This is a genomic window from Photorhabdus luminescens subsp. luminescens (assembly GCF_001083805.1).
Lineage (GTDB): Bacteria > Pseudomonadota > Gammaproteobacteria > Enterobacterales > Enterobacteriaceae > Photorhabdus > Photorhabdus luminescens.
This window is the reverse complement of the sequence record NZ_JXSK01000013.1, coordinates 66,766-91,642: the sequence shown is the minus strand read 5'-3', so window position 1 is coordinate 91,642 and position 24,877 is coordinate 66,766. Positions and strand designations below refer to the sequence as shown.

At 46.9% G+C, this 24,877-nt stretch carries 31 protein-coding genes; 9 read left to right on the top strand and 22 right to left on the bottom strand.

Translation table 11 applies throughout. The features are described from left to right. The first annotated feature begins 107 nt into the window (after positions 1–107). From TI10_RS22475 to TI10_RS22455, 6 genes are all read left to right on the top strand, one after another. Positions 108–1,301 carry a phage tail sheath subtilisin-like domain-containing protein gene (locus TI10_RS22475; RefSeq protein ID WP_387555442.1) on the top strand — a complete coding sequence of 398 codons (1,194 nt, stop codon included), beginning with the start codon at positions 108–110 and terminating at the stop codon, positions 1,299–1,301. Positions 1,302–1,327: 26 nt separating this feature from the next. Then, a complete protein-coding gene (locus tag TI10_RS22470) occupies positions 1,328–1,840 on the top strand; it encodes a phage major tail tube protein (RefSeq protein ID WP_049585618.1) in 513 nt (170 codons plus the stop codon). Positions 1,841–1,897: 57 nt separating this feature from the next. Beyond that, positions 1,898–2,203, top strand: coding sequence for a phage tail assembly protein (locus TI10_RS22465; protein ID WP_049585615.1), 306 nt, complete (start codon positions 1,898–1,900; stop codon positions 2,201–2,203). An 83-nt stretch (positions 2,204–2,286) separates the two neighbouring features. Then, entirely contained in the window at positions 2,287–2,352 is a 66-nt protein-coding gene (locus TI10_RS26530) for a GpE family phage tail protein (protein ID WP_336431749.1), read from the top strand. Then, positions 2,349–5,507, top strand: coding sequence for a phage tail tape measure protein (locus tag TI10_RS22460; protein ID WP_049585613.1), 3,159 nt, complete (start codon positions 2,349–2,351; stop codon positions 5,505–5,507). Before TI10_RS26530 ends, TI10_RS22460 begins: the two co-directional genes overlap by 4 nt. A gap of 4 nt (positions 5,508–5,511) precedes the next feature. Next, complete coding sequence (locus tag TI10_RS22455; protein WP_049585611.1) at positions 5,512–5,946, top strand: phage tail protein; 435 nt, start codon at positions 5,512–5,514, stop codon at positions 5,944–5,946. Here the strand turns inward: TI10_RS22455 and TI10_RS22450 are convergent. The 17 genes from TI10_RS22450 to TI10_RS22370 form a co-directional block, all read right to left on the bottom strand. After that, positions 5,926–6,126, bottom strand: a complete 201-nt coding sequence (locus tag TI10_RS22450) for a hypothetical protein (protein WP_049585610.1) — start codon at positions 6,124–6,126, stop codon at positions 5,926–5,928. The two genes, TI10_RS22455 and TI10_RS22450, sit on opposite strands and share 21 nt — an antisense overlap. 55 nt (positions 6,127–6,181) lie before the next feature. Further along, entirely contained in the window at positions 6,182–6,808 is a 627-nt protein-coding gene (locus TI10_RS22445; protein WP_049585608.1) for a tail fiber assembly protein, read from the bottom strand. Next, positions 6,808–8,457 carry a phage tail-collar fiber domain-containing protein gene (locus tag TI10_RS22440; protein WP_049585606.1) on the bottom strand — a complete coding sequence of 550 codons (1,650 nt, stop codon included), beginning with the start codon at positions 8,455–8,457 and terminating at the stop codon, positions 6,808–6,810. The genes TI10_RS22445 and TI10_RS22440 overlap by 1 nt, the downstream gene beginning before the upstream one ends. Continuing rightward, positions 8,454–9,062, bottom strand: coding sequence for a phage tail protein I (locus TI10_RS22435; protein ID WP_049585604.1), 609 nt, complete (start codon positions 9,060–9,062; stop codon positions 8,454–8,456). The genes TI10_RS22440 and TI10_RS22435 overlap by 4 nt, the downstream gene beginning before the upstream one ends. Then, a complete protein-coding gene (locus TI10_RS22430) occupies positions 9,055–9,963 on the bottom strand; it encodes a baseplate assembly protein (RefSeq protein ID WP_049585602.1) in 909 nt (302 codons plus the stop codon). Before TI10_RS22430 ends, TI10_RS22435 begins: the two co-directional genes overlap by 8 nt. 4 nt (positions 9,964–9,967) lie before the next feature. Beyond that, entirely contained in the window at positions 9,968–10,306 is a 339-nt protein-coding gene (locus TI10_RS22425) for a GPW/gp25 family protein (RefSeq protein ID WP_049585599.1), read from the bottom strand. Then, positions 10,306–10,935: a phage baseplate assembly protein V gene (locus TI10_RS22420; protein ID WP_049585598.1), complete on the bottom strand. Its 630-nt coding sequence runs from the start codon at positions 10,933–10,935 to the stop codon at positions 10,306–10,308. Before TI10_RS22420 ends, TI10_RS22425 begins: the two co-directional genes overlap by 1 nt. Further along, on the bottom strand, positions 10,932–11,573 hold the full coding sequence (locus tag TI10_RS22415; RefSeq protein ID WP_049585597.1) for a phage virion morphogenesis protein: 642 nt from the start codon (positions 11,571–11,573) through the stop codon (positions 10,932–10,934). Before TI10_RS22415 ends, TI10_RS22420 begins: the two co-directional genes overlap by 4 nt. Beyond that, a complete protein-coding gene (locus TI10_RS22410) occupies positions 11,570–12,031 on the bottom strand; it encodes a phage tail protein (protein ID WP_049585596.1) in 462 nt (153 codons plus the stop codon). Before TI10_RS22410 ends, TI10_RS22415 begins: the two co-directional genes overlap by 4 nt. 10 nt (positions 12,032–12,041) lie before the next feature. Then, positions 12,042–12,491 (bottom strand): lysis protein, encoded by a 450-nt coding sequence (locus TI10_RS24690; RefSeq protein WP_049585594.1) that lies wholly within the window; start codon positions 12,489–12,491, stop codon positions 12,042–12,044. A 9-nt stretch (positions 12,492–12,500) separates the two neighbouring features. Continuing rightward, positions 12,501–12,902, bottom strand: coding sequence for a structural protein (locus TI10_RS22400; protein ID WP_049585663.1), 402 nt, complete (start codon positions 12,900–12,902; stop codon positions 12,501–12,503). Continuing rightward, the gene (locus TI10_RS22395; RefSeq protein WP_049585592.1) at positions 12,880–13,221 is read right to left on the bottom strand and encodes a phage holin, lambda family; all 342 of its coding nucleotides are present in this window, start codon (positions 13,219–13,221) and stop codon (positions 12,880–12,882) included. The genes TI10_RS22400 and TI10_RS22395 overlap by 23 nt, the downstream gene beginning before the upstream one ends. Positions 13,222–13,285: 64 nt before the next feature. Then, positions 13,286–13,486, bottom strand: a complete 201-nt coding sequence (locus TI10_RS22390) for a tail protein X (RefSeq protein WP_049585591.1) — start codon at positions 13,484–13,486, stop codon at positions 13,286–13,288. Then, positions 13,486–13,995, bottom strand: coding sequence for a head completion/stabilization protein (locus TI10_RS22385; protein ID WP_053093497.1), 510 nt, complete (start codon positions 13,993–13,995; stop codon positions 13,486–13,488). Before TI10_RS22385 ends, TI10_RS22390 begins: the two co-directional genes overlap by 1 nt. 94 nt (positions 13,996–14,089) lie before the next feature. Beyond that, positions 14,090–14,971: a phage terminase small subunit gene (gene gpM / locus TI10_RS22380; protein ID WP_074524908.1), complete on the bottom strand. Its 882-nt coding sequence runs from the start codon at positions 14,969–14,971 to the stop codon at positions 14,090–14,092. Positions 14,972–15,001: 30 nt separating this feature from the next. Then, positions 15,002–16,051: a phage major capsid protein, P2 family gene (locus TI10_RS22375; RefSeq protein WP_049585589.1), complete on the bottom strand. Its 1,050-nt coding sequence runs from the start codon at positions 16,049–16,051 to the stop codon at positions 15,002–15,004. 30 nt (positions 16,052–16,081) lie between these two features. Beyond that, the gene (locus TI10_RS22370; RefSeq protein ID WP_049585587.1) at positions 16,082–16,930 is read right to left on the bottom strand and encodes a GPO family capsid scaffolding protein; all 849 of its coding nucleotides are present in this window, start codon (positions 16,928–16,930) and stop codon (positions 16,082–16,084) included. A gap of 149 nt (positions 16,931–17,079) precedes the next feature. Here TI10_RS22370 and TI10_RS22365 point away from each other — a divergent pair, with 149 nt between their 5' ends. Genes TI10_RS22365 through TI10_RS22355 form a run of 3 tightly spaced genes read left to right on the top strand, consistent with a single transcriptional unit; the run spans position 17,080 to position 20,657 of the window. Continuing rightward, positions 17,080–18,801 carry a terminase large subunit domain-containing protein gene (locus TI10_RS22365; protein WP_049585658.1) on the top strand — a complete coding sequence of 574 codons (1,722 nt, stop codon included), beginning with the start codon at positions 17,080–17,082 and terminating at the stop codon, positions 18,799–18,801. 4 nt (positions 18,802–18,805) lie between these two features. Continuing rightward, positions 18,806–19,594, top strand: a complete 789-nt coding sequence (locus TI10_RS22360) for a phage terminase large subunit family protein (RefSeq protein WP_422615689.1) — start codon at positions 18,806–18,808, stop codon at positions 19,592–19,594. Between the two features lie 4 nt (positions 19,595–19,598). Next, a complete protein-coding gene (locus TI10_RS22355) occupies positions 19,599–20,657 on the top strand; it encodes a phage portal protein (RefSeq protein WP_049585585.1) in 1,059 nt (352 codons plus the stop codon). Positions 20,658–21,039: 382 nt separating this feature from the next. On the opposite strand, the gene TI10_RS22345 is transcribed toward TI10_RS22355, so the two are convergent. From TI10_RS22345 to TI10_RS22325, 5 genes are all read right to left on the bottom strand, one after another. Continuing rightward, a complete protein-coding gene (locus TI10_RS22345) occupies positions 21,040–21,858 on the bottom strand; it encodes a hypothetical protein (protein ID WP_049585582.1) in 819 nt (272 codons plus the stop codon). Beyond that, positions 21,855–22,043: a hypothetical protein gene (locus TI10_RS22340; RefSeq protein ID WP_049585580.1), complete on the bottom strand. Its 189-nt coding sequence runs from the start codon at positions 22,041–22,043 to the stop codon at positions 21,855–21,857. Before TI10_RS22340 ends, TI10_RS22345 begins: the two co-directional genes overlap by 4 nt. A gap of 182 nt (positions 22,044–22,225) precedes the next feature. Continuing rightward, a complete protein-coding gene (locus TI10_RS22335; protein ID WP_049585578.1) occupies positions 22,226–22,495 on the bottom strand; it encodes a MazG-like family protein in 270 nt (89 codons plus the stop codon). Then, the gene (locus tag TI10_RS22330) at positions 22,495–22,791 is read right to left on the bottom strand and encodes a hypothetical protein (RefSeq protein WP_049585576.1); all 297 of its coding nucleotides are present in this window, start codon (positions 22,789–22,791) and stop codon (positions 22,495–22,497) included. Before TI10_RS22330 ends, TI10_RS22335 begins: the two co-directional genes overlap by 1 nt. Beyond that, positions 22,788–24,854: a replication endonuclease gene (locus tag TI10_RS22325; protein WP_049585655.1), complete on the bottom strand. Its 2,067-nt coding sequence runs from the start codon at positions 24,852–24,854 to the stop codon at positions 22,788–22,790. Before TI10_RS22325 ends, TI10_RS22330 begins: the two co-directional genes overlap by 4 nt. Between the last annotated feature and the right edge of the window lie 23 nt (positions 24,855–24,877).

Here is a 24,877-nt window from a genome sequence, read left to right as displayed (position 1 = left end):
CCGCGCGTGCGCGTGTAGACAATTAGCGAGCGTTGTCGCGGTACCACGACACGCGGCACAACATGATTTTCTGTTGCTGAGCTATCACTATAGCTGCATGTTTAATCATGAGAGTAAAAGCTATGGCTGCTTTCCATCATGGGGTCTCTGTTACGGAGACAACAAAACTCAGTACGCTAATCCGGGATATTGATACATCTATCATCGGTGTCGTTTGCACTGCGGATGATGCTGATACAGAACTGTTTCCGCTTGACACCCCAACACTGGTAACGCGCATTAACAGTGTCATCGGCAAAGCCGGTAAAACCGGAACTCTGTATACCACGTTGAAAGCCATTTCTGATCAGTGCAGTCCGAAAGTGATTGTTATCCGTGTTGCTGACGCAGCGAAACAAAAGTCGGGTGAAGACGCCAAAACACAAGATCAATTGGTAATCGGCGGGGTTGGTACCGATGGGCGTTATACCGGCCTGTACGCGTTGCTGACCGCAGAATCTAACGTGGGTGAACATCCACGGATTCTAGCGGCTCCCGGACTTGATACGCAGGCCGTCGCGGCTCAGCTAGCGATATTTGCGGAGAAGCTGCGGGCGTTCGCATATATCGGCGCGAATGGCAATAAAACGCTTGCTGATGTGAAGAAGTACCGTGAAAACTTCAATCAGCGTGAGTTAATGGTGATTTACCCTGATTTCATTACTTACAACAGTCAATCCGGGAAAAATGAAACCATTCCCGCTACGGCGTTCGCCCTGGGGCTACGTGCTCGTATTGACGCTGATCAAGGCTGGCATAAGTCGTTATCTAACGTTCCCGTTAACGGCGTGCTGGGTATTTCTGCCGATATTTGGTGGACGCTACAAGGTACCGATACTGACGCGAATGACTTAAATAGCAAAGGTGTAACCACTCTAATTAAACGGGACGGTTTCCGTTTTTGGGGTAATCGTACTTGTGACAGTGAAACCTACTTCTTTGAAGTCTATACCCGTACCGCTCAGATATTGGCAGATATGATTGCAGAAGCACATTTCTCTTATATTGATAAAACGCTAACCCCTTCTCTCATCAAAGATGTCATTGATGGTATCAACAGAAAAGGAGTGCAATTAGTCACAGAAGGGAAATTGTTGGGCTTTGAGTGCTGGTATGACCCGGCAGACAATCCGAAAGAAAACTTGCGGGATGGTAAAGCGCATATTCGCTACAAATATACGCCGGTACCGCCGCTGGAAAATTTGCAGCTAACACAGACTTTCACTGATGAATATTTCGCTGTTTTTAATCAGTTAGGTTAATCAGTTAGGCTAGAGGAACTACAATAATGGGTATGCCAAAAAAACTCTTTATGTTTGATACGTACATTAATGGTCAAACTTACTTGGGTCAAGTTGAAGAAGTCACTACGCCTAAGCTGTCACTAAAAACCGAAGATTATCAGGGTGCCGGGATGCCGGGATCGGTTGCCGTACTCGTCGGAATGGACGGCGGCGCGTTAGATATGGACGTCACAATGGGCGGTATTGAAGCTTCATTGCTGAAAACCTGGGGCGGTACACTTGACAGTCTGCAATTGCGCTTCGCGGGTTCTTATTATGATGACGCAACCGGGCAGACTATCGCGTGTGAAATTCAGACGCGAGGACGTTTCACGGAACTTGACTGGGGTTCGGCAAAAGCGGGTGACAACACGCAACATAAATACACGCTGAAAAACACGTATTGCAAAGTCACGATTGATAATAGTGAGGTGTTCGAAGTAGATATGTTGAACCTGGTGTGGAAAGTAGACGGCAAAGATCTACTTGAACAACATCGGGCCAATATCGGCCATTAATCACAACCCTACTTTAATTTAATGGCCGTAATTACGCCAATTGCAGGAGATTTAACCATGTCAAAAACAATTACACTTTCAGAACCCTTGGAACGTCACAACGGGGAAAAAATTACAGAAGTTATTATTACTGACACGATGAAGCAAGTGGGTGCCCTACGTGGGTTAAAACTGTATGACGTCATGACAAGTGATGTGAACTCTCTTATCACTCTGTTACCACGCGTAACCCAACCGCGTTTGACAGAAGCGGAGATTAGTGGGATGGGTATTCAAGATTTCACGCAACTTGCAAGCGGTGTTGCTGATTTTTTAGCGCCGTCCTCGGAAGCCGGTGGGACGCAGGAACAGGAAAAAGAGTAATCCCCTGCCCGTTTGTAGAGACAGATGAAATCATTGCGGATATCGCAACAGTTTTCCATTGGGCACCGTCAGAATATGATGCTATGTCAGTGCCTGAACTACTGAAATGGCATGAACGCGCTGTAGCCCGTACAGGACGTGAATCATGACAGATCGTAATCTCAATATCCGCGTATCACTGAGCGCCGCTAATAAGTTATCCGGTCCCGTTAGTGCTGCAAGTCGTGCGGCAGCGGGGCTGGCTTCTCAAATCAAATCAACGTCAAGCGACATTAAAAGCCTGGCAAGTCATGCAAAAACATTTGACCGCTTAAGCGATTCTATTAAAAAAAACGCGGATGCATACGACAAAGCCAAAGCTAAAGCCAAAGAGTTAGCTGCGCAATTTCCGCGGTTCAGGGAACAAACCGAAGAACAGCGCAAAATCCTGCTTGCAGCACGGCAGGAACGGGATCGCTATGGCCGCACACTGGCTAAAGAAAAGCAGAAATTGCAGGCTGTGGGTGAACAGATGGATAGGCATAACATTTCTATTCGTCAGAGTGATAATGTTACTGCCCAAATAACCCGTCGCACTGAAATTTACAATCAGCAACTAGCCGAGCAGCAACGGCGATTAAATGCGGTCACGCGTGCCCAGAATAGCTATAGCAAAGCCAAGGAAATGCGCGGGAAGCTTGCCACGGCAGGGGCCACTGCGACGGCGGGTAGCGCGGGCTTTCTGTATGCTTCATCTCGTATTATGGCCCCCGGACGAGATTTTGACGAGGGGATGTCTGGCGTTCAAGCGTTGACTCGTCTCGATAAAAATGATCCTCGTCTTAAGATGCTCAGAGAACAAGCCAGAGCGTTAGGGGCCAGTACGGCATTTACTGCGACTGATGCCGCCGCAGGGCAGAAATTCTTAGCAATGGCGAACCTTACCCCAGAATCCATCAAAGCAGCATTACCTGGCGTGCTTAATATGGCATTAGCTGATGATATGGATCTTGGTGAAGCTGCCGACATTGGCTCAAATGTGCTGACTCAGTTCAAACTCAATGCCGATCAGATGGACCGGGTATCTGACGTTCTGACTGCCACTTTTACTCGAAGTAATACTGACTTGCGGCAACTTGGCGAAACCATGACTTACGCCGGGCCAATTGCTGCCAACCTGGGCATTAGCTTAGAAAGCATGGCAGCAATGGCGGCAATGATGGCCGCGAATGGCATGCGCGGCAGCATGGCAGGTACCGCTTTGAGAGGGGGGTTATCCCGCCTTGTTGCTCCGGTCGGCGCGGGCGCGGATGCCATGAAGGCTCTGGATATTAAAGTCAGCGGGGCCAACGGTAAATTGCGGGATATGGGCGATATTCTAAAAGAACTGGATCAAAAACTCCGCAAATATGATCAACCCAGCCAAATCCGCATCAAAAAAGACATCTTCGGTGAAGAAGCGATGGTCGGAATGGGGGCTGTGCTAGAAGGTGCCGCAAACGGTAAATATGACGAACAGAAAAAAGCGAACGAAAATTCAAAAGGTGAAGCCGAAAAAGTTGCAAAAGTCAAAATCGACAACCTAAAAGGCGATCTCAAGCAGTTGAAATCAGCGTGGGAAGATTTGGGGATACAAATGGAAGAGAGTGTTGACTCTCCGTTCCGAAAACTGACGCAGGGACTGACAAGGGTTATCGCTCGTGTCGGCGACTGGATGAAAACCCATCCCAAATTAACATATGCAATCATGGTAGGCACGCTGGTTATCGTGACGCTGGTCGGTGCACTGGGTGCATTGGCGCTGGCTGCCGCTGCCGTTATCGTGCCCTTAGCTGCGATGAAACTCAGTATATTTATGCTGACGGGCGGCGGCGGGATCGGCAAATTAATTCCGTCAGTCGGCAGATTAACGGGGGGCTTAAAAGGTTTATTGCCATCCCTAGGTGGTGTAAGTAAAAGTGTTAAAGGATGGGCGCCGATATTTCAGAGTAGCAGCGCGGCATTGCGCCGTTTTGGTGGTCAGCTTGTAACAAGCGGAGCAAATGGGTTTAAGGCGCTGGGTAGCGGAGCATCGGCGGCAGGACGCGGGATCGTGATGGCTTTTACACAGCCAATGACGGCGTTGTCAGTGCTGGGTAATGGGTTAAGAACTTTGGTTTCTTCTGGATTCGGTTCTCTGCTTAGTATTGGCAGAACTGCAATAATGGCAATCGGCGGAGGGCTATCGTTTCTATTGAGCCCGCTTGGTTTATTAATTGCCGCTGTTGTCGCTGCGGCAGTACTGATCTGGAAATACTGGGAACCCATTAAAGCGTTTTTTAGCGGTTTTTTTTCCGGCTTGATAGAAGGACTGACGCCAATTAAACAGGCATTTAACGCTGCGTTTGCGCCATTTGCGCCTATTTTTGATGGTATTGCGAATGCAGTTAAAAAAGTGTGGGACTGGTTCACAAAACTATTTGAACCCGTCAATACCACATCAGAAGATTTGAAAGCGTGTACAGAAGCCGGAAAAACATTTGGGGAAATTGTCGGAAAAGCAATCGGTGCTGTAGTATCCGTCATTTTGAAAGTAGCCGAGGGCGTTAGCTGGCTGCTTGAAAAACTTGGCGCGATTCCCGATGCCACAAAAGCCGCCGCTGAAGCTGCTCAGGTCATGAATAAGGCTGGTGAGCCTATCAAACCTGCCGAAGTCGGTGATGGGGTTGCCTGGCGATGGGATGATAAATTAAAAAAAATGGTCAAGGAAGAATGGAAACCCGGCGCCGAAGAACCAATCAAACAAGCAGGCAAAAAAGCTGATGAAGTAGCTGGTAATGATAAAAAAACCAATATACCGGCATTCGGTACCGAGGTTTACACCCCTAAAGGAGATAAAAAGAACAATAAGAATCAGACAGGCGGGGGAACCACAAATACATCATTGCAAAATACCGCATCACTCGCTGATGCCAATAAACTGGGTGAGATTGTCTTTAAGAATTATCCCGCCGTGACTGCGATTGACGGCGCATATCGTGAACCTCAATTGAATGTACCGCGTGCGTCATTGTTATCTCGACTAAAAGATTCTGCGATGGGGCTTGCCAGTGCTGTGCTACCTGAACCTCAACCAGCATTTGCCGGTATTCCGGTACCGATTGATCTGAACGGAAATAGAAATGAGCGGCAAAGAGCGAGTGACAATTACACTTTTGAGCTGAATTTTTACGGCGTTGATATGCGTGACAGCAAAGCCCTGGGTGACTTAGTGAAAGAAAAAATACGTGAACTGATGCGAGAAACTAATACGCGTCGGCGTTCTCGTTTAACTGACGGAGATTAATCTTATGATGATGATCTATGGCATGTTTGTTTTTATGTTGAATACCGCACCGTACCAGTCACTGAGCCGCGAAATGGCCTGGCGGCATGTGAAAAATGACCGCGTGGGGAAATCGGCAAAATGGCAGTATATCGGGGCGGGTGAAGATAGCATTACGCTTGATGGAGTGCTCTATCCAGAAGTGACGGGGGGTGATATTTCTCTTGAAGCCCTGCGCACACTGGCGTATGCAGGCAGGGCATGGCCGCTGATTGAAGGTACCGGCATGATCTATGGTATGTTCGTGATTGAAAGCCTGAATGAAACCCGGACCGAGTTTTTCTCAGATGGTAAAGCCCGAAAAATTGAATTTACTTTATCACTGAAAAAAGTCAGTGAAGATATTAGAGAAGGCTTAAGCAATATTACTGCTGATGATCTACTTAATATTGTTAAGTAATGTAGTACGCTTGCTGGCTCTGTTTTTATTTAAAGCGTTAACTGTATCTTGAGATATCGTCGCAATATCATTACGGATTTTCTCATTATCACTTTTCGACGATATAAGCTTTTTGTAATTAGTGGCTGGCATAATATTTATAATACTACTTACAGCAATCAAAAAACGACGTATTGACATATTAATCTCCAAATCTGGGATGACAACAAGGGCCAAACGGCCCTGTTCTTATTTATTACTTCGGCACTTCCGGCCATTCAACATCTGGCGCTTGTGAAACATCTACACGAGTCAGCAATACCCGGTATTTCTTCCACTCCAACAGAGCGGCTTTCTCTGAGTCTGTAGCAACTTCTAAGTCAACAGAGTCTTGTAGCAATGAGAGTGTTTCATTTGCTTGTTGTAACAGTTCAGCTTGCTTCTGTTTTGCTTCATTGATTTGATGAGACTTGAGTAAGTCTTTATCAACTACCCACTCTTTGCCGTTCCACGTATCGAAGTCTGTGGGAGGTTGTTTGAAGGTTAGCGTATCCGGCAGTTCACCGATTTCTGTAACTTCAATCTGTGCTTGTGTTAACGTGTCGTACGCGATTTTTCCGCGATAATCGGGCAAGATTTCCCAACACTTACCGTCTTCACTGCGGCAGACAGCCTTATCGTGAGAATCGGGAAGCTTTGGCGCGTCAGGATAGGCCCCAGCCGATAGACTGACACCGAGCATCACATACTCAATATCAGAGTTTGTGAATTCTCGTGTGATTTGATTCGAGTGATAAACCTTTATCCAGCCGGCTTGAATAGCTAATCCATCTTTACCCAATACGGCTGTTTCATGTTCTAAAGAGTATTTCTGTTCTGTCATTATGCTGCTCTCACTATGTAGTTAAATGCGACGTTGCGGGGGCGGGTTTCGTTTGCAGTACGCGCGACTCGTGATGCGTCGAAATTCCAATCTCCACTGCTGTTGAATGTTCCACCCACGTGACCTGACACCGTTTCATTTCGAAATATCGCTGTAAAAGCCCCGCTTGCACGCGGAACTTCAACACCTTTATACATACCGAGTGACCCGGTAATATTTTGAAGTGCGTCACCCTGCCACGACCCGCACACTCGCCCCGGATCTACCCCTCGGCTATCATCCCATCCCCGGATAAACTCGCCTCTTAAATCAGGTACTTTGCCATCAGGATAAGCTTCTGCTAGCTTTGGATATAAAGACTTATCGAATGATTGACCGTTGCACGTAAGATAACCGGCTGGCGTGTATCGATGGGGGTACGGAACGGGGACGCCGACAGGGACTGCAATATCACTTGTATAGGCGCATTCACCGCCCAGGATTTCTTTACTCGTTGAATTTGAAAATCGGCCATACAGCCGCCCAGAGCTATCAACCCAGATTTGCCCGTAGTCATTATCGCCGACGCTAATCCCGCGCGCGTAGTCCACTGTGCGGCTCCCTCTAAAAGGGCCGTTATATCCCCAGTCAGGTATCTTGTCGATAGACTTAAGCGCTGGCAAAGCCCCCACATCCCCCGCACTCAAACTGATATCCCCGGTCAGCGCCTTGCCGTTCACTTTCCGGCTGCTCGGTACGGCATTTCGAGCTTGTGCCACGGTTTCCGACAAGCCGAGGTTTTTCACAAACGCATTTTTATCGGGAATGTCTGCGCCGTTTTGGGATTTTGCGAGTTTGCTGTTGGCGTTGTCGTTGACATCAGAAACAAGCTTCTGAGTTGCCGCGAGGGTATTACTGTTGCCTGTTTTGTCTGTTAACTGAGTGATGCCTTTTTGGGTTAATGAGGCGTCGGGCACGCTTGCAAGCTTACTTGCTGCAAGATCATAAGCTGCTTTTACGGCTTTTGGCGTAGCAGCCAGGGTTTCACTTACGCTATTTGTTGCGCTACTCAGTTGTACAACCCCCTTTTGAGTCAATAAAGCATCAGGTAAAGGCGGTAAATTCTCTTTTAACAAATATTGTTGGTGCGGATCATTGGCTGCGAGATGGGCTTTAAACGCATTATCACAGTAAGATTTAACTTCAATCGTGTTTTTATCAACATATTCACGTGTTGCCAGCACTACAGACGGATCAACTTTTAACGTGACTGACTCAGTATTGTTAACAATTAAAATCATTCTCACCGTTTGTGTTCTGCCTGAACCTTCCTGTAGCTGTGGTTTATAGGTTTCCGGGCAATTTGCTACTGCTATCAGACTATCCTCGCTATCAAATAAGCCAATTTCACGCATCCACCAACCCCCCTCGTTTTCAGGGATAATCTGCTCAGCAATAATTTGGTTAGTGTTTACCGGATCGACGCTTAATGTATTAATCGCGGCACGTCGCCTTTCATTGACTAATTGTGTTTGATTAGCGTCAGGCTCTGGTAATTTGCCGCCACCGTCGCCCACCGCCATATGAGTAATACTAATTTTGGTACCCAGTGCGGCAGCGTTCGCCAGCTTTGCAGCACCCAACTTAGTTAAAATGGCAAAGTATTTCATGATAAAATCCTCATCGTATCAATCAAATGAACCGCTGATCCCGCGTAAGCGGTACCTTTAGTTTCAATCATTTCTGGCAAATAGGGGTAAACTGTCAGCATATCGCCGATGCAGCTTGTTGCTGCGCAGTGAATTACTCCCGATATATCTAAACTGACAGCCAGGCCGATTAGATGGCGGCTCACAGGTTTGGCATCAGAGATTAAACGCTCAAGCTCTGAAAATATTTCCGCAGTAATCCCGCTTTCACGAACACCAACTTCAAGTCGGAAAGTACCGGGTGCATCATTGGTTTGCCACCATTCCTTTATTTGAATGAAATAGCCCAATGGCTCTACCACACGGCGGATAGCACCAATAGTGCCCTTATGTTTGTGCAAAAATAGTGAGTTTTTTATTACATCCCGCTTAGTCGTTACTGGCCAGTTTTCATCCCAACGATCAACTGACCATGCCCACGCCAGATAAGGTAATAACTCTACCGGGCAAGTATCAGGATTCCAGAGTTGGCGAAGCGGTACCGGAACATTTTGCAATTGCGAGCATGCATTAGCCGCCGCCACCTCCAAAACCGTAGAACCTGTTGGCAATAAGCGGTCATTCATCAGAACCTCCGACTTTCAAATTTGCGCTAGTGCAAAATGACACATGGGTTTTATCTAACACAACGTCATTGGTGGGTGATTTCAATTCCACACGTTGCACACCTTCAACATGCAACGCGGCATAAATCGCAGATAACCGAATATCACGCCCAAGCCTATGTTGCGTTTCTGTATAACGTTTCATTTGTTGCTCAGCGGCAATACGAATCGGTTCGGACTCCGGCGTCGGATAGAGATAAAGCACGGCGTCAATCTGATATTCAACGACTTTAGCTGACTGAACGACTACCCTGTCAGCAACGGGCCTGACATTTTCGTCATTAAGAGCTATAACCACTTTATCCAGCAAATCTTGTGATGCTATGCCATTGTTTTCCCGTGACATAATAGTCACAGTGACATTTGCCGGCGCCGGACTGATGGCCGATGCATCAGCAACACGGCCATCGGCACTACGAGCATGATATTCATAAGCTCCCACCGGCCCGGCAACACTTAGCCCTTCAAAAGCTTGTGGGATACGAACACGAAAATCGTTATCAGATTCCATGATAGCCGCAATAGGCGGAACCGTGTCGTTATCAGCTTGTTGCAGCATGAGACGCGTAATATTGTTATTTGCGCCCAACTGATCTAAATCGCTACCCGCTGCATAGGCCACCATCACCGCGCGAGCCGCTTCATTCACGCGCTGGCGCAGCAATAACTCCCGATAAGCATTCTCTTGTAATAATTTCACAATGGGTTCAGATTCCAACTCAAGCGTGCGAGTGATTGCAGCTCGTTGCTCTTCGGGATAAAGAGATATCAACCTGGCTTTACGTTCAGCCAACAGGCTTTCATAATCCAGTGGCTCGACGACATCAGGTGGCGGCAACTGGCTTAAATCAATGGTCGGCATAGTTTCACCTCACGGGGATAGCTATTGTTAAGTCATTTCCGTTGATATAAACGCCAGTTATTTCAACGTGCATTTCTCCCGCTTCTGCTCGCTGAAATGTAATTGTTGTGAGTCGTACGCGAGGTTCCCATCTCAAGATCGCCATATAACACGCGCTCATAATTTTTAGACGTAACGCCGGATTCTGCGGCTGATCAATCAGCGCGGGCAGCAATGAACCGTACTCACGGCGCATAACACGAGCACCGATAGCCGTCATCAAAATATCAGTAATGCTCTGGCGAACGTGTTCAATATCAGTCATGTTGCGGCCCGTTTGCTTATTCATACCCAAAAATTTCATTATGCAGGGCCTCCTGATGTGTCACCGCCTGATCTGACGCCGGTGTGTTTATGGGAATCCACGATCACCCCGTTTGAGCTGAATTGCCCGTCGTTATGCTCAATATTTCCAGTCATTTTTCCGCCTTTTTGCACTACCAAGCTGGCTGTTGTCAGTAAATTGGTACAAATGACGTGAGGCGTATCAAGCGTAATTTGACTGCTTGCGGTACAAGTCATTTCTGGCGCAGTGACATGAACAGAACCGGAGGCATTCACCGTTGCGGTTTTAATACCCGTTACTTTTAAGGCACTGACCGCTGGCTCATATTCCATCACTGCCCCATCAGGAAAAGCAATATGAACAGCCTCGGCAGAAACTGACGGCGCCGGAAACTGATCAGAATAAACAGCCGGTAAGACAAAAGCAGTAGTCAACTCTCCACCAATGGCAAGCAATAAAACCTGTTCGCCAACACTGGGCGGCCAGAAGGTACGGGAATGACCTGCTCGCAGTGTCAGCCAGGGTATCCAATCCGTTTTTAAGTCACCTGTCCTTACCCGGCAACGATGACCAACGAGATCAACATCCGTGACCAAGCCGACGCGGATAATATTTGTTAATAGTCGATGCAATTCTGGCAGTGTCATAGTTCACTCACGAGGTCATGATAAATTAATTCAATCAGTTGCAGTCGCTCATGCGGCGTGATGCCTAACAATTGACGTTGCGGATACTTCGTTTCTGCCAACGCGTTAATACTGCCTTCCAAACCGTATTGATGCTGACGAGCAATTGCTGCGGCCCGGCCTTGAAAACCAACAACAGCGGCGGCTGATGAGGCACTGGACTTAAGGAAATGCGCGGTTCTCAATCGCCGGAACATCGGATCGCGGCGATTTGACGTTTTTTTCACTTCACTGTGATTGATTTCCAGATAACGCTCTATATTACTGCGATAAAATGAACGTACTGCGTTACGTTCTTCGTCAAAGCCAGTAATCATACGCCCCCGGCGTCCGCGCGTTGCGCGCCAATTTTTCAGCGTACGCACATCTCCTTGGTACAAAAATTTAATACCCTTCTGCGAGCGTAATACGCGACGGCGGCGCGGCTCATAAGCGGTACCATCCACATTTTTTTGGCTGCGAATGCGCTTCTGTTGGTCAGCGCGGATCGCCTTTGACAGCTTATTAGCCAGTCGGCGACGGTATGCCGGTTTTGTGGTACTGATTAATTTTTGCAATTCATTATCAAGGGCAACGAACAGTGAATTATTTTCCGTCATTTCTGCACGTTCCCGTCAGTCAATACACCCCAGGGATCTTTACCAGGACTGGCAGAGGGATAAGGGGGCTCATCAAGGTGTTGGGCTGTCAATTGTCCATTTTCTGCTTGAACAATGACACGTTCAGTTGCTCGTAATACAAATAAAATATCTGCGGTACCATCACTCAGAATATCCGCGTCAAATTTAATGCCGTCTGTACGCTGATCAGAATTAAACAATAAATCAGGTTGATGCCGACGCGCATATTCAAGCACCGGAACACTGAGACTGTCGAGCGAGTGTGGATAATCGAGTGCCAACACATGCAACTTATACTGATACAAAAATGACGGTGAAGTCGTCCCGGTTGCCACTAGATTCCCCTCGGTAACATACACTTCTAGTCTGTCTGGGTTTTGAACAAAAAAGGGATTGTGTTTTGTGATGATGTCTCTCATCAGTTTTGTTTTCAGCATAATTCCCCCGCTACTGACACTGGGTTTTAATATATTCCTGCAAATATTTTATTTGCTGTTCGTTACCAATAATCATTCTTCGGAGATCGAAATAATCTTGTTCAGCTGCCGGGTTAAGTCGTGGGGGGATTGCATAGCCCACGCTGCCGGAGGAACCGGCTTCGCCTTGATGACAGGTGGCCGCGATACGCAACCGGCGACGACCAGCGGCAACATCATCGTGAAGAGCATCAATTTCAGATTTGGCATGAGCAAGCTCCTTTATATGCTGATTATCCAACTCAGACAGGCGCTTTATTTTCTCCTGCTGATTAACGATTTCATTCTGCTGCTCTAGTAATGCATTCTGTAGCTTAATGCTCTTATCAAGCTGGTCTGTATATTTACTCCGATAGTGATAAGCAATAAGACAGACAAGCGCTAATGCAATAACCGTATAACCATGAGAGTTAAACTTCATAATATCGCTCTACAAAAGTGAAAAGGCTTCATCAATAACCGAATCGCTATAAGGTTGATTACCATTTTCCATGGTAATAACCGACTTAATCAGCTTTGTCATAAATACTTTATTAAATACATCAACAACTTGATCACCAGTCACCTCCGTGTCTTTACATACGTGGTTAATATAGGCATCAGTATTATTTTCATTATGGGGAGCCCATCGTGAAATAATGCCGCTTATTGTATTGATTCCATATTTGCGCTTGTAATTCTGAATCACTTTAATCATGGCCCGAATACCATATTCAGGGCTGACAAACTGGCAAAAAGATTTATCGGAATGTTGTGATTCCGGCACTAAACCTTGCCAGTCGTCCCCCCAACGGATATTGCCAGGGTTATTATTTCGGATGCCTCGGCTCATATTCATTCTTTATCCCCGCTTTATTATTTAACGTTCCGCGAAGTAACTGACCAAAAAAATCCGTTCCTAGATAACCAATAATGACGCTGCCGATGTAAGCCAAATCTGTGCTCATACCAAAAAAATCCAGCACATCACGGATAAACCAGGCAATCATGGCACACATAATGGCGTCTATAATTGTTGTCCAGAATTTACCGCCGTTATAGCGCCCTCTGAGATAAGCCATTGCGGCGGCCAGTGCGGCACCTATACCTTGTTCTCTAACTGATAGCAGCCACTCCCATAACTGAAAAAAGATGTCAGGCTGATTTTTCATGTATCATCCTTTCCTTCACAGGCTCCCTAGTTGTACAGCCTAGTGTCTTAATTTATGTCTTAATTTAATCCCACAATTGAACAATGTTATCCAGCACCAGCGGCTCAAAATCGGGTAAGATGATAAACTGACCGGCGCACAATAGCGTCGTGTGACAAATATCGTTATTAGCATTCAACACAGCTTCAACAACGCCTTGAGTACGTCCATAGTAACGTTGGCAAATCATGTCAATGGTGTCCCCCTGGAGTGCTTTCACTTCCATCAGACTAGTTCCGCCAATCCGCGTTCTTCACCCATGACATCACGAATAGCCCATCGTGCATCACGCCAAAGATCGGCTATCTGGGTGCTCAACGCTTCCGCGTGCTTTTCACCCTCGCGAGTTGTGTCAATATCACGGTATGCCTCGGTTAATAGCGCTTTTGTTACTGAATAGACCGCGCGACGATATCGCCAAACCTTAACCGACACGCTATTCACTTTTAGCGCTGGTTGCACATCCTCCAACCGGGAAAACCCAGAGGCTTCTTGAACAACACGCCAGTTTTCTAGCTGATCGTTAACATGGGCAACCGCTTCAATGGTCTTATCGGTTAAACGTTCGGTTGTCACTCGACCATTTAGCCGCATTGCACAACGCAGCTCTGACAAATTAATTTCTGGGAAAAAGTCACATGACATCACCACGGCGTTATAATCATTAATATTTTCTTCGTCACTGCCTTCGGTGATACTTTTCGCAATGCCTTTAGAAGCAACTAAGCCGTTCATTGCATTTCTCCTCATAATCAGGCGGTGGACGGTATAGACGAAATTTGAATGTTCCGACAATACCGTGCCGCCTGGTGCGCGGGGGCACGTTCTGTTATTGCACCGTAGTTTTACTAGTGTGGGCCTTGGTTTTGGCGTTCGTCTTCGTTTTGTTCTTGTTGGTCTTCGTTGTGTTCTTGCCAGCCAACCGTGACTTACGCGCAGACGTGTTTTCTTTAACACTCACATCGTCGCTCGCAATATCTGCCAAAGCTGAAATGATTGCTTCTTGTTGTTCATGTTCGATAGCGGCGACTTCAGCATGTGTAGCTTCTTTGGGTTCTGCATTTCTAATAGTGCGTTGCAATAGTTCAATGTCGCGTTTAACACCGATGCTACCGAACAAAGTAATTGCCTGTTGCAGATAAGCTAAAGCAGATTCTAGCGACTGATTATTAAGTCTCAGACTGTAGCCAATAGCTTTAAACAGTTTGGCCCGAACCTGATCTGGCATATCTTCCTCAGTGGTCATTGTGTCGAGACGTAGCAGTAAGGATACGTCAATCGGCGCAATACTCGGATCTCGATTAAATGCAACTAACACAGGGTCGCAAATTTCATCAACCAGTGCGGTTGCTGTGGTGCGTTTGTAATCATCTGGCATGCTCAACTTATGATGCAAAACATACTCAGCAATGCGCAGTGCTTCATCAATGTTGCCAGCATCGACGTTCCAGATCATCAAAGTAGTGATAACATCATCAGCTTGGCCCGTGTTTGCACTCAATACACCATCTATCCAACCCTGATAATTAGCAATTAAGCTCTGTTTTACTGAGGCTTTTACTATCTTCGACTGGATGCTTTCTAGCTTCACTTTGTCTAAACGTAACCGGTACAACATTTGTTCATAAGCCGTAAAATCACCAGTCTCAGTTTGCATACCGCGTCGCTGTGCCATGACGTTTTGAAAATGTCGCTGAGCGGGGGTTAACATAATATTTCTCCACCAAATGACTGATATTAGCTATGCACTGGCACCAGGTGCCTTGGCGAAAGTGATACCTTCTATCAGACAGCCAAAGCCATAATCTTCTACAACATAAGCATCGTTTGAAGATTCGTAAGTTGCGACGCGGTTCAGTTCTGGCTCTTCTTTGATCGTGCGCCGATGCTTTGCTTCTTGCCAGTAAATTGACAAGTTTTTAAATGGTGTAATAAACATTGTGCCATCGGGGAAAAATGGGGCGATATATGACGGCATATTTCCGACTGTTTTGTTAGCAACCAGCAGGCTTCCAGCTAATGCTTCTGAATTCGGATTGCTCGCGCTGATGGCGTTGATAATCGCAAAATCTTTGCTGGTGATAATATTTCGGCCACAAATAACAACAAGCTCAAGAGACCCCTTATTCCACTCATCGAGTAAATTACTGGTCGCATCAAAAGCGAGTGAATCCAAATTGCCATAGTCGCCCTTTGCTATGATTTTGTTTTCATCGTCGCGGCTGGTAATAGTGACATTCTTCATAACTCGCTGCGGGGCATACAGCCGGTATTTTTCACACCAGCCAATACCAACGTCTTGTAGCAACGGGTTTGCTGTTAAATCCGATTTTGCGACGCGGTGGGTACCGTTAAAACCAATGGTAATACGATCAAGTGCGCGGCGCCGAATAATTTGATTAGTGATACGTGTCTGGAAATCCTTAAATTTCCCCCACATGTCAAGCTGAGGATAGCTAATAAATGTATCAGTATTGGTTTTTTCACAGCGATAGCCATTATCCTCAAGCGTATGCACAGAGCGCGGGTTGCGGCGATCTGTTGTTGAATCGTTTGTTGAGGCAAGCGGGCCATTGATGCCCAGACCAATTTTCTCACCTTCCTGTTCTGGTACCCCGACGATATTGATTTTCTGCAAGAAATCACTCGATTGTTGCGTCTTGTCTTCCAGCGTCTGTGCCACAGACGGTGCAACGTTGAAATTCTTGGTAACGGCAGCCGGTGAAATACCATTCAATTCCGCTTGGCGTTCAATATACTGATCCCATTTTTCACGAGTTTCATTTCTCATGTTCATTTCCTGCTGTTGATTGTGAGCCTGTTAGCAGTCTGTTAACTCGGCGGTATTAGCGGTGTTGTTATCATGGCCGCGTGCGACAGGCCGCTGGCTGTAATGATTAGGTTGCGCTTCAAGCAGTGTTTTTAACGCGACGAAATCACCTTGCAACTGACCAAGATCCTGTTGTAATTTTTTGTACTGTTTTTCCAGTGGGCTGTATTTTTCTAGCTGATTCAGCGTATCGCGCTGAGTCTCAGCAATCAGCGTCACTGCGTCGCGCAGCTCTCCGGCTTCCTGACTAAAACGCTTACTGCTGCCCGTTAACATCTCAGTGATACGCGAGAAAAAGGCTTTACCGTTCTCACTTTGCTGCGCCGTTTGCTCCTCAAATTCGATAAGGGTTTCTTCTACGGCAGAGAAAAGCGCTTCCGGGAAATTCTTGCGTTGAGCATAAGGATTAACCGGCTGCTGGCCGCAAAATTTCAACATTTCAGTGCCCAGGCTGGCCGGATTATCTGTGACGGCCAAGCCGCAAAGATATGCGCGGCCCGTAGCCGGCAGGGCCGGATGCATTTCGATAGAAGAGTAAACTTTTTGTCGGGCGCGGTTAGTGTCAACAAGCTCGGCAGTCGGATCGATTTGGACCTCTAACGCCAGTTTTCCTTTGAGTGCGCCGTCTGTTATCTCGCTGTAACGCGCGTCGGCTACATCACCCTGAATTTTAAACGGGCCGTCCGGCAGTATGGATTTAATGTGCTCAATGTTAACGCGAGCACCGAAAACGGTAGGATCGTAAGTTTCTGCCATGTCAATAATATCCTGGCGTTTTATCTCTCGTCCGTCTGTCGTGCCGCCCTCAACGGCAACCCGAAAGAATTTTGATTTTGGCATTTCAGTGCTCCAGTCGGTCAGTAAGGTATTTACTTGATATTGCTATCATCGACGTTGATGCGCTGACTGGCAAAACCTTCTCTCTGTCGCGCACTTGCGACAATCCTCTCAGATATTCTGATACGCGCGGGCGCGGTAGCCTTATTGCCATGAAACCGATGACTGATCCCCGCGACGAAGCAAAAAGCCTGTACTGGCAAGCCTATAGCATTCCCCAGATTGCCTGTCGTCTGGGGGTGAGTGCGAACACGATTTATTCATGGCGCCGGCGCGACGCATGGGACAAAGCCCCGCCGTTGCAACGCATAAAAGAGCGCCTTGACGTACAGTATTTGCGCATTATTGAGAAAGGGACTGATATTACCGCTCATGATGCCAAAGTGATTGATATCCTTGGCCGCCAGCTTGATCGTTTTTCGCATGATGAAAAAAAAGCGCAGGAAAAAGCGGCGCGGCAGAAAGTACCGAAGAACCACTTCACCCCAGAACAGATTACGGAACTGCGGGGACTGGTGCTCAATTCACTGTATGAACATCAACAACGCTGGTATCAACAGCGCAGACAGCGTAACCGTTTTATTCTGAAAAGCCGCCAGATTGGTGCAAGCTGGTACTTTGCGCGGGAAGCTTTGCTTGATGCACTTGAAACCGGTACCAATCAAATATTTTTATCCGCGAGCCGCGCTCAAGCACTCAACTTCAAGCGGTTTATTCAATTCCTGGCAAGACAAATAGGGGTTGAACTGAAAGGCGGCGATACGATTGTTTTAAGCAACGGCGCAGTGTTGTACTTCTTGGGTACATCGGCAGCGACAGCCCAGTCTTACACCGGCAACTTATATTTTGATGAAGCCTTTTGGGTATCTAATTTCCTGAATTTACGTAAAGTGGCGGCGGGGATGGCGTCGCATATTGGACTACGCCGAACTTATTTTTCCACACCAAGCAGTGAAGAGCACGAGGCCTACCCGTTCTGGACGGGAGATTTTTACAATAAATCACGACAGAAAGATCAGCGCATTGAATTTGATACCACGCACGAAGCACTGAAAGATGGCAAATTGTGTGGTGACAGAATGTGGCGGCAAATTGTCACGATTGATGATGCTATCGCACAAGGCTTTGATCTCATTGATATTGATGAAATTAGAGATGAAAACAGCCCAGAAGACTATGAAAACTTGTACCGTTGCCAGTTTGTGGCAAAGGGTGAGCGTGCTTTCAACTATAACACGCTGATTAGTTGTGGCGTGGATGGATATAACCGTGATGTATGGTCGGACTGGAACCCTTACGCACCACGACCTTTAGGTAATCGCCCGGTATGGATTGGTTATGACCCTAACGGCGGCGGCGGCAAAGGTGATAGTGCAGGGTTAACCGTTGTTGCACCGCCTGCGGTGCCAGGCGGTAAATTTCGGGTGGTTGAAACTATTCAACTGCGTGGTATGGAGTTTGAAGAACAAGCTGACGTAATCAAAGCGCTAACTACACGTTACAACGTGCAGCATATCGGCATTGATGCAACCGGGGTGGGTGACGCAGTTCATCAGTTAGTTATCAAGTTTTTCCCCGCCGCCGAGAAACACATCTACACCCCGACACTTAAACGGGCACTGGTCATGAAAGCACAAATGGTAATTCGCGCTGGGCGTCTTGAATACGATGCCGGATTCGGCCTTGAGCTAGTGCGCTCATTTATGACGGTACGTAAATTTATCACCCCAAGCGGTCAAGTTTCTTATGAATCTGACCGCACCAACGGCAGCAACCACGGCGATCTCGCCTGGGCCTGTATGCACGCCCTGTTTAACGAGCCGATCGGCAGCGACGCTGGCGGCATTGATGATAGCTTTGTCGAGGAGTATTAATTTAATGAGTCGCAAGCGCAATAATCACCGCACTCAACCCACTGCGGCGCAGATGACCGCCGAGCCAGAAGCGACGAGCGCACCCATTGAGGGGGTAGAATCGTTCTCGTACCGTTGCCGGTTTGTGGCAAAGGGTGAGCGTGCTTTCAACTATAACACGCTGATTAGTTGTGGCGTGGATGGATATAACCGTGATGTATGGTCGGACTGGAACCCTTACGCACCACGACCTTTAGGTAATCGCCCGGTATGGATTGGTTATGGCCCTAACGGCGGCGGCAAAGGTGATAGTGCAGGGTTAACCGTTGTTGCACCGCCTGCGGTGCCAGGCGGTAAATTTCGGGTGGTTGAAACTATTCAACTGCGTGGTATGGAGTTTGAAGAACAAGCTGACGTAATCAAAGCGCTAACTACACGTTACAACGTGCAGCATATCGGCATTGATGCAACCGGGGTGGGTGACGCAGTTCATCAGTTAGTTATCAAGTTTTTCCCCGCCGCCGAGAAACACATCTACACCCCGACACTTAAACGGGCACTGGTCATGAAAGCACAAATGGTAATTCGCGCTGGGCGTCTTGAATACGATGCCGGATTCGGCCTTGAGCTAGTGCGCTCATTTATGACGGTACGTAAATTTATCACCCCAAGCGGTCAAGTTTCTTATGAATCTGACCGCACCAACGGCAGCAACCACGGCGATCTCACCTGGGCCTGTATGCACGCCCTGTTTAACGAGCCGATCGGCAGCGACGCTGGCGGCATTGATGATAGCTTTGTCGAGGAGTATTAATTTAATGAGTCGCAAGCGCAATAATCACCGCACTCAACCCACTGCGGCGCAGATGACCGCCGAGCCAGAAGCGACGAGCGCACCCATTGAGGGGGTAGAATCGTTCTCGTTTGGCGATGCTTCTCCCGTCACCAGTCAGCGCGACCTGCTGGATTGCATGGAGTGTGCAAAAAATGGCCGCTACTATGAACCCCCGATCGACCCCTACGGGCTGGCACGTATGTTTGATATTGCCGTACATCATCAGTCCCCAATCATGTTTAAACGTAATGTGATCATGGGCTGCGTTGAGCCTCACCCGTTGTTGAAAAGGGAAGACACCGAAGCGTTTATTTTCGATTTTTTAGTTTTTGGCAATGCTTACTTAGAGCTGATAAAAAACCGGCTCGGCCAGCCGCTGGCGCTCAAACATTCGCTGGCTAAATACACGCGCCGCGGTGAAGACCTGGATCAATACTGGTTTGTCACGTACTACGCGGAAGATCATGCTTTTCAGCCAGGTTCCGTGTTTCATCTCCGATCATGCAGCATTCATCAAGAGATTTATGGCACCCCGGAATACATGGCTGTATTGCATTCTGCGATGCTGAACGGAGAAGCCACCTTGTTTCGCCGCAACTATTACATTAACGGGAGTCACGCGGGTGTCATTGTCTATTTGACAGACCCAATCGCAAACAACAACGATGTTGAAAAATTAAAACAATCATTAAGAAACGCACGTGGCGGTGGCGCGTTCAAAAACTTGTTTGTATACGCCGCAGGCGGGAAAAAAGACGGATTACAAATTTTACCATTTAGCCAGATTGCCGCGAAAGATGAGTTTACTGGTATCAAGGATGTTACGCGCGGTGACATGCTTGATGCGCACCGCGTTCCTTACCAGCTAATGGGGGGTAAACCTGATAATGTCGGGGGCTTCGGCGATATTGAAAAAGTCGCAAAGGTCTTTGCTATCAACGAACTGTATCCAATTATGGAAAGAATGAAACAGCTTAACGACTGGTTAGGAATCGAAGTGCTTCGCTTCAAACCTTACGCCCTGGCCCAGACAGACAGCTAAGTCTCCCCTCAGCGCCCCTTCATGGGGCGTTTTGCTTTTGCATGCATCTGCATTACCTATCATGAAATCAACGCTCAACATGTCAACCCGGCGTAAAGCGGCAATATTACCAAGTATCTCTCTGGCACCCCTCAGCGCGCGAGCTGTCCCCCGCCTCGCCCGCACGCAAAAAGGGGGCGTTTTTGTGCAATTGTGCAGAGGGGGTGAAGTCTTGCCGGGTCTGGCATGGGAGGGAATCGCTGGAGTGGTGGTTATTGTGCAAAATTATGCAGATTTGTGCAAGGAATTTGTGAGGTAAGCTTAAGAATATCAAAAGGTAATCAATAAAATAAAAGGCTGCGATTGCAACCCAATTTATTCATCTATTTTTTGTAAACGGTTATTACTTTCGCGGCTGAAAGTTGGTATCAAGCGATTTACACGCTTGCTTGTCGCCTTCTTCGTGCTGCTTAAAAATAGTGTAAGTGGAGGGATCGAAGAAAGATATTGATTCTACTACCCTTTTATCAACAAGTGTACGGAAATCACTTAGCGAAAGTCCGCCGATTTTCCTATCACAAATGCCTGCCTCTATATAATGCTGCCGATAATTAGTCGTTATGTTAATCGTCAAGGTGTCTTTATCGCGATAACCACTTAATAAAGGCAATAATTCTATATGATGACAATCTCCATGCTCAAAGGCAGGACATGAGACAAGCCCAACATAGAACTTTCTTGAACTCAATGTGACAATAACAGGAAATTGCCGAACAGAAGCCTCCATTAACATACTCTCAAAAGGGTTATTTCCCACCGCACGCGCTAACGCGTCAAATCGACGATCACCTTTTTCTGTTTTACGTTTTCTTTGATACCCCACCAGTCCTGCAAGTGCAATCGACACCACCCCCCAAGCAGCAACTTTTAGTTCTTTATAACTACTACTTTTTTCGAAAGAAATCGGTAAAAGTCGCTGAAAAACATCCGCTTTCAAATCAAAACAATACAGTATTGAATTGACTAGCCAGCGAAACACCCCGGTTACACTCAGCAACGAACAAACAAGCCAGGCGCCACAAACAAAAACTGCGCCCCAAGCAGCAACAAAAAAATAAGCGTCCCAACCCTCAGAACGCTTATACCTATATCTTGTTGATAATGATAAATTGACGTAAATATAACCACTTATCAGTATTACCGCGATGAGTATCGTGTTCATTTATCTCTCTGTACAAAACCGAGTTCCAATTTTTCCAACTTTTCAAACTGTTTCTCTATCTCGGAAATAACGTCATTGTTATTCAAATCTATAGAGATATAGCCATCCTTGTTTACCGCAAATTTTTTCTTATTTTCCTTCAGGACACGGGCGAGGCGTTCTGTCGGATCTAATGCAAATGACATAAATTACCTCCTATTTTAAAATAAATCATACATCTATGCACACAACCCAATAGAGCTTATATGACGTTAGACAACAACAAAACAGTTAAGTTCACTTTAGCTGGTTAACGTCTTTGCTTCTTTAAGCATAACTTATTCGTCATTTAATGCAAAAAACAGCCCGTTTGCACGGGCTAATTTGGTCAATTTCTATGGTCGTAATACTCAATAATTTGCAGTGCGAGGGCGGCAATCTGCACCGCTTCATCTCTTGCCGTTCCTGCGTGACTGCCGCCAAATTGATCATGAAGAATGGCCTGGTTAAACTCGCCGACTTCCTCACCCAAAATCGAAGCCCATATGAACGGGCTGTGATCACGGTCAGCGCCCCAGAGCTTATCTTGCCTTGTCATTTCTGACAGAACGCTATTTACTGCGCATGTACGCGCAGTTGTAGTTGAGTGGTCAGTCATTATTCACTTTCCTCGCGACAACGGTCACACATATCAGACTGAGTGAGCGGATACAATTCTGCAAAACAGTTGTGGCAGTGCACAGATTGATTTGTCAACGGGTATTTACCAGAGTATGTTGTGGCCTGAACAATCAAACCGCTGTACTCCGGTGAGCAGTCAATCGGGTCCTCTGCGATTGTACCTTCGCAAATCACATATTCCTCATAACAATCTTTACCGTCACGTCCAGTCACAGAAAAACCGACAAACTCGGCTAAATCTTTAATTTGCTTTGCACTTAATACTAAATTCATAAATCACCTTGGTTAATTAATGGGTTAAGTTGGTTAATGCGCTGCAATAGCGCATTATGACATGCTTGTTTCTGGCGTTCTGTCACTGTCAGACGTAACGAACCGTCAGAACATAATTGATAACATTTCTCATCTACATGGATTTTTCCTCCAATAATCAACGATCGAGCCTCAGCTTTGCCGAAATTCAAGCCAATTGAATCTGCGTAGTCGATAATTTTTTCCGCTCGTTCATTTTCATCTGACCGTACTCGGTACCCCCGCGTACAGTTATTGACAGAACTCCAAGGGGCGCCAAAGGCGCCAGAAAAAGCCAAACCCTCGCCTTTAACATCAGCGTTAGATTTGGGAACAATGCGCCATTTAACCGTGCGAGTAATAAAAGAAGAAGAATCACCCAAACGAGGCGAGTAAACCCCAAAAATACGCTGTACATCCTCACCGTAGGCATTGCCCTGTTCGGTAATTTCATAGGACAGCCGCACGGTCAAATCTTTCCGTGCCACCAATGGCCCACCCTGAAATTCGGTGTAAGCGAACCAGTTCCCCACATCCGCCGCAAAACGGACATTATCCATGTCAGCGTCAGGTAAAATTTGCTCATCACCTGGCAACCGGCGCAGTTCACGCCAAACTGTGACGGGCGCCCCGCCGACTTGTTGAAATTGACGAATGCGCCAACGACTCGCCCACGCAGATACAGCCTTCACCATATCTTTAATTTTCTCGCCCGTCTCATCATCAATATCATCATCAAGCGCGTAACCATCTATATTCTTGGAAATATATTTAGCGATATAACCCGTTGCGCTGCCCCTTTTTTTATCAATGGGTTCAACATGAAAACGCGCTTTTAGTGCCTCTTGACTTTGTAATTCCTCGGAATCTTCAATACGGGCGTAATAGCAAAAAATATCTCGCAATTCGTCAACATGTTCGGGACGAACGAACAATAGCAAATGCCAGTGCGGGGTACCGTCATGATGGGGTTCGACAACCCGAAAACCAAAAACATTAATACCCGCCCGCGAATAGGCTGCACGAATCTTTGCCCAAACCTTACAAAGATATTGTTGGGTATCTCTGGGACTTGAGCCATTCCAGTTAGACACAAAACCCCCACCGCTATGAACCGCGTGATATTTAGAGGGGGCTGTGATGGTATAAAATTCGCCTACGCAGCCTAATTCATCCGCCAAATCCTCAAAACCACGCATACGTACCATTAACTCACACCGGCGAACAGATGGATTCGCGACACTGGCAAGCACCATCTCTTCTAAAGAAACTCGTTCACCTTGATCATTTTCTAAATCAAATTCTTTAATAAACTCCCAATTACGGCGCTTTTGTTCATTCCATTCACGCAATGCAGAGCGTGAAACGTAAGACGATGCGGCTTTTTGAACTTGCCCCACCGCAATAGCTAAATGCTCGGCGCGAATGTCACGCATTCGTTTTAAACGGCTGTACCACCATTTATCAGACATCATACGTAACAAACCGGCACACAACTGATCGACTGTAACGCCTCTCCTGCCTTTAGTGAATTGCTGCCAGTAAGGGGCTGTTGTACCGGCTTGTTGAGTCAGTTTCGCCAGTAACTTATAAATACGGATCAGGCGCTGCTCAGCTTCCTTTTCATTTGCCGGTTGCTTGTCAACATACTGTGCAGACGCATTTTCATAACTTTCGGCAATAAAATGTGAAATTTCCCAAGCAAGCTGTTTAATCTCAGCTCGCTCAAGTGCAGGCAAGTTATTCAACTGTTCAATGAAAGGCCACGGCGCAATACCAGATGCAATATGTTTGAAAGCATAACGAGACATAACCCTGTCAAATCGGGGTAATACATTCTCACCAATTGTCTTACGCAAGAATGTATTAGCCCGACGACGACCTGATTCTTTATAGATTTTCGTATAGCGAACAGAAAAGTATTTCGCCAGAAAATCGGGCATCCGCCCGATATACTGGTGGCGCCAATCATGATCATCAGGATTGATATCCCATAAAACGCGCTCCGCCAGAGTTGCGCCGCGTGGCAACCCTGGTTTAAACATTTCGGCCTGTCGGCGTCTTACTG

Excerpts from the sequence above, each read along its gene's own strand:
- TI10_RS22435 (WP_049585604.1), bottom strand. The coding sequence starts at position 9,062 with ATGAATGACCGCTTATTGCCAACAGGTTCTACGGTTTTGGAGGTGGCG.
- TI10_RS22430 (WP_049585602.1), bottom strand. The coding sequence starts at position 9,963 with ATGCCGACCATTGATTTAAGCCAGTTGCCGCCACCTGATGTCGTCGAG.
- TI10_RS22370 (WP_049585587.1), bottom strand. The coding sequence starts at position 16,930 with ATGCCAAAATCAAAATTCTTTCGGGTTGCCGTTGAGGGCGGCACGACA.
- TI10_RS22340 (WP_049585580.1), bottom strand. The coding sequence starts at position 22,043 with ATGTCATTTGCATTAGATCCGACAGAACGCCTCGCCCGTGTCCTGAAG.
- TI10_RS22415 (WP_049585597.1), bottom strand. The coding sequence starts at position 11,573 with ATGACGGAAAATAATTCACTGTTCGTTGCCCTTGATAATGAATTGCAA.
- TI10_RS24690 (WP_049585594.1), bottom strand. The coding sequence starts at position 12,491 with ATGAAGTTTAACTCTCATGGTTATACGGTTATTGCATTAGCGCTTGTC.
- TI10_RS22345 (WP_049585582.1), bottom strand. The coding sequence starts at position 21,858 with ATGAACACGATACTCATCGCGGTAATACTGATAAGTGGTTATATTTAC.
- TI10_RS22375 (WP_049585589.1), bottom strand. The coding sequence starts at position 16,051 with ATGAGAAATGAAACTCGTGAAAAATGGGATCAGTATATTGAACGCCAA.
- TI10_RS22360 (WP_422615689.1), top strand. The coding sequence starts at position 18,806 with ATGAGTCGCAAGCGCAATAATCACCGCACTCAACCCACTGCGGCGCAG.
- TI10_RS22395 (WP_049585592.1), bottom strand. The coding sequence starts at position 13,221 with ATGAAAAATCAGCCTGACATCTTTTTTCAGTTATGGGAGTGGCTGCTA.
- TI10_RS22440 (WP_049585606.1), bottom strand. The coding sequence starts at position 8,457 with ATGAAATACTTTGCCATTTTAACTAAGTTGGGTGCTGCAAAGCTGGCG.
- TI10_RS22390 (WP_049585591.1), bottom strand. The coding sequence starts at position 13,486 with ATGGAAGTGAAAGCACTCCAGGGGGACACCATTGACATGATTTGCCAA.
- TI10_RS22470 (WP_049585618.1), top strand. The coding sequence starts at position 1,328 with ATGGGTATGCCAAAAAAACTCTTTATGTTTGATACGTACATTAATGGT.
- gpM (WP_074524908.1), bottom strand. The coding sequence starts at position 14,971 with ATGTTAACCCCCGCTCAGCGACATTTTCAAAACGTCATGGCACAGCGA.
- TI10_RS22325 (WP_049585655.1), bottom strand. The coding sequence starts at position 24,854 with ATGTTTAAACCAGGGTTGCCACGCGGCGCAACTCTGGCGGAGCGCGTT.
- TI10_RS22465 (WP_049585615.1), top strand. The coding sequence starts at position 1,898 with ATGTCAAAAACAATTACACTTTCAGAACCCTTGGAACGTCACAACGGG.
- TI10_RS22475 (WP_387555442.1), top strand. The coding sequence starts at position 108 with ATGAGAGTAAAAGCTATGGCTGCTTTCCATCATGGGGTCTCTGTTACG.
- TI10_RS22425 (WP_049585599.1), bottom strand. The coding sequence starts at position 10,306 with ATGAAATTTTTGGGTATGAATAAGCAAACGGGCCGCAACATGACTGAT.
- TI10_RS22460 (WP_049585613.1), top strand. The coding sequence starts at position 2,349 with ATGACAGATCGTAATCTCAATATCCGCGTATCACTGAGCGCCGCTAAT.
- TI10_RS22450 (WP_049585610.1), bottom strand. The coding sequence starts at position 6,126 with ATGTCAATACGTCGTTTTTTGATTGCTGTAAGTAGTATTATAAATATT.
- TI10_RS22385 (WP_053093497.1), bottom strand. The coding sequence starts at position 13,995 with ATGAACGGCTTAGTTGCTTCTAAAGGCATTGCGAAAAGTATCACCGAA.
- TI10_RS22420 (WP_049585598.1), bottom strand. The coding sequence starts at position 10,935 with ATGACACTGCCAGAATTGCATCGACTATTAACAAATATTATCCGCGTC.
- TI10_RS22355 (WP_049585585.1), top strand. The coding sequence starts at position 19,599 with ATGAGTCGCAAGCGCAATAATCACCGCACTCAACCCACTGCGGCGCAG.
- TI10_RS22455 (WP_049585611.1), top strand. The coding sequence starts at position 5,512 with ATGATGATGATCTATGGCATGTTTGTTTTTATGTTGAATACCGCACCG.
- TI10_RS22365 (WP_049585658.1), top strand. The coding sequence starts at position 17,080 with ATGAAACCGATGACTGATCCCCGCGACGAAGCAAAAAGCCTGTACTGG.
- TI10_RS22330 (WP_049585576.1), bottom strand. The coding sequence starts at position 22,791 with ATGAATTTAGTATTAAGTGCAAAGCAAATTAAAGATTTAGCCGAGTTT.
- TI10_RS22335 (WP_049585578.1), bottom strand. The coding sequence starts at position 22,495 with ATGACTGACCACTCAACTACAACTGCGCGTACATGCGCAGTAAATAGC.
- TI10_RS22445 (WP_049585608.1), bottom strand. The coding sequence starts at position 6,808 with ATGACAGAACAGAAATACTCTTTAGAACATGAAACAGCCGTATTGGGT.
- TI10_RS22410 (WP_049585596.1), bottom strand. The coding sequence starts at position 12,031 with ATGCTGAAAACAAAACTGATGAGAGACATCATCACAAAACACAATCCC.
- TI10_RS22400 (WP_049585663.1), bottom strand. The coding sequence starts at position 12,902 with ATGAGCCGAGGCATCCGAAATAATAACCCTGGCAATATCCGTTGGGGG.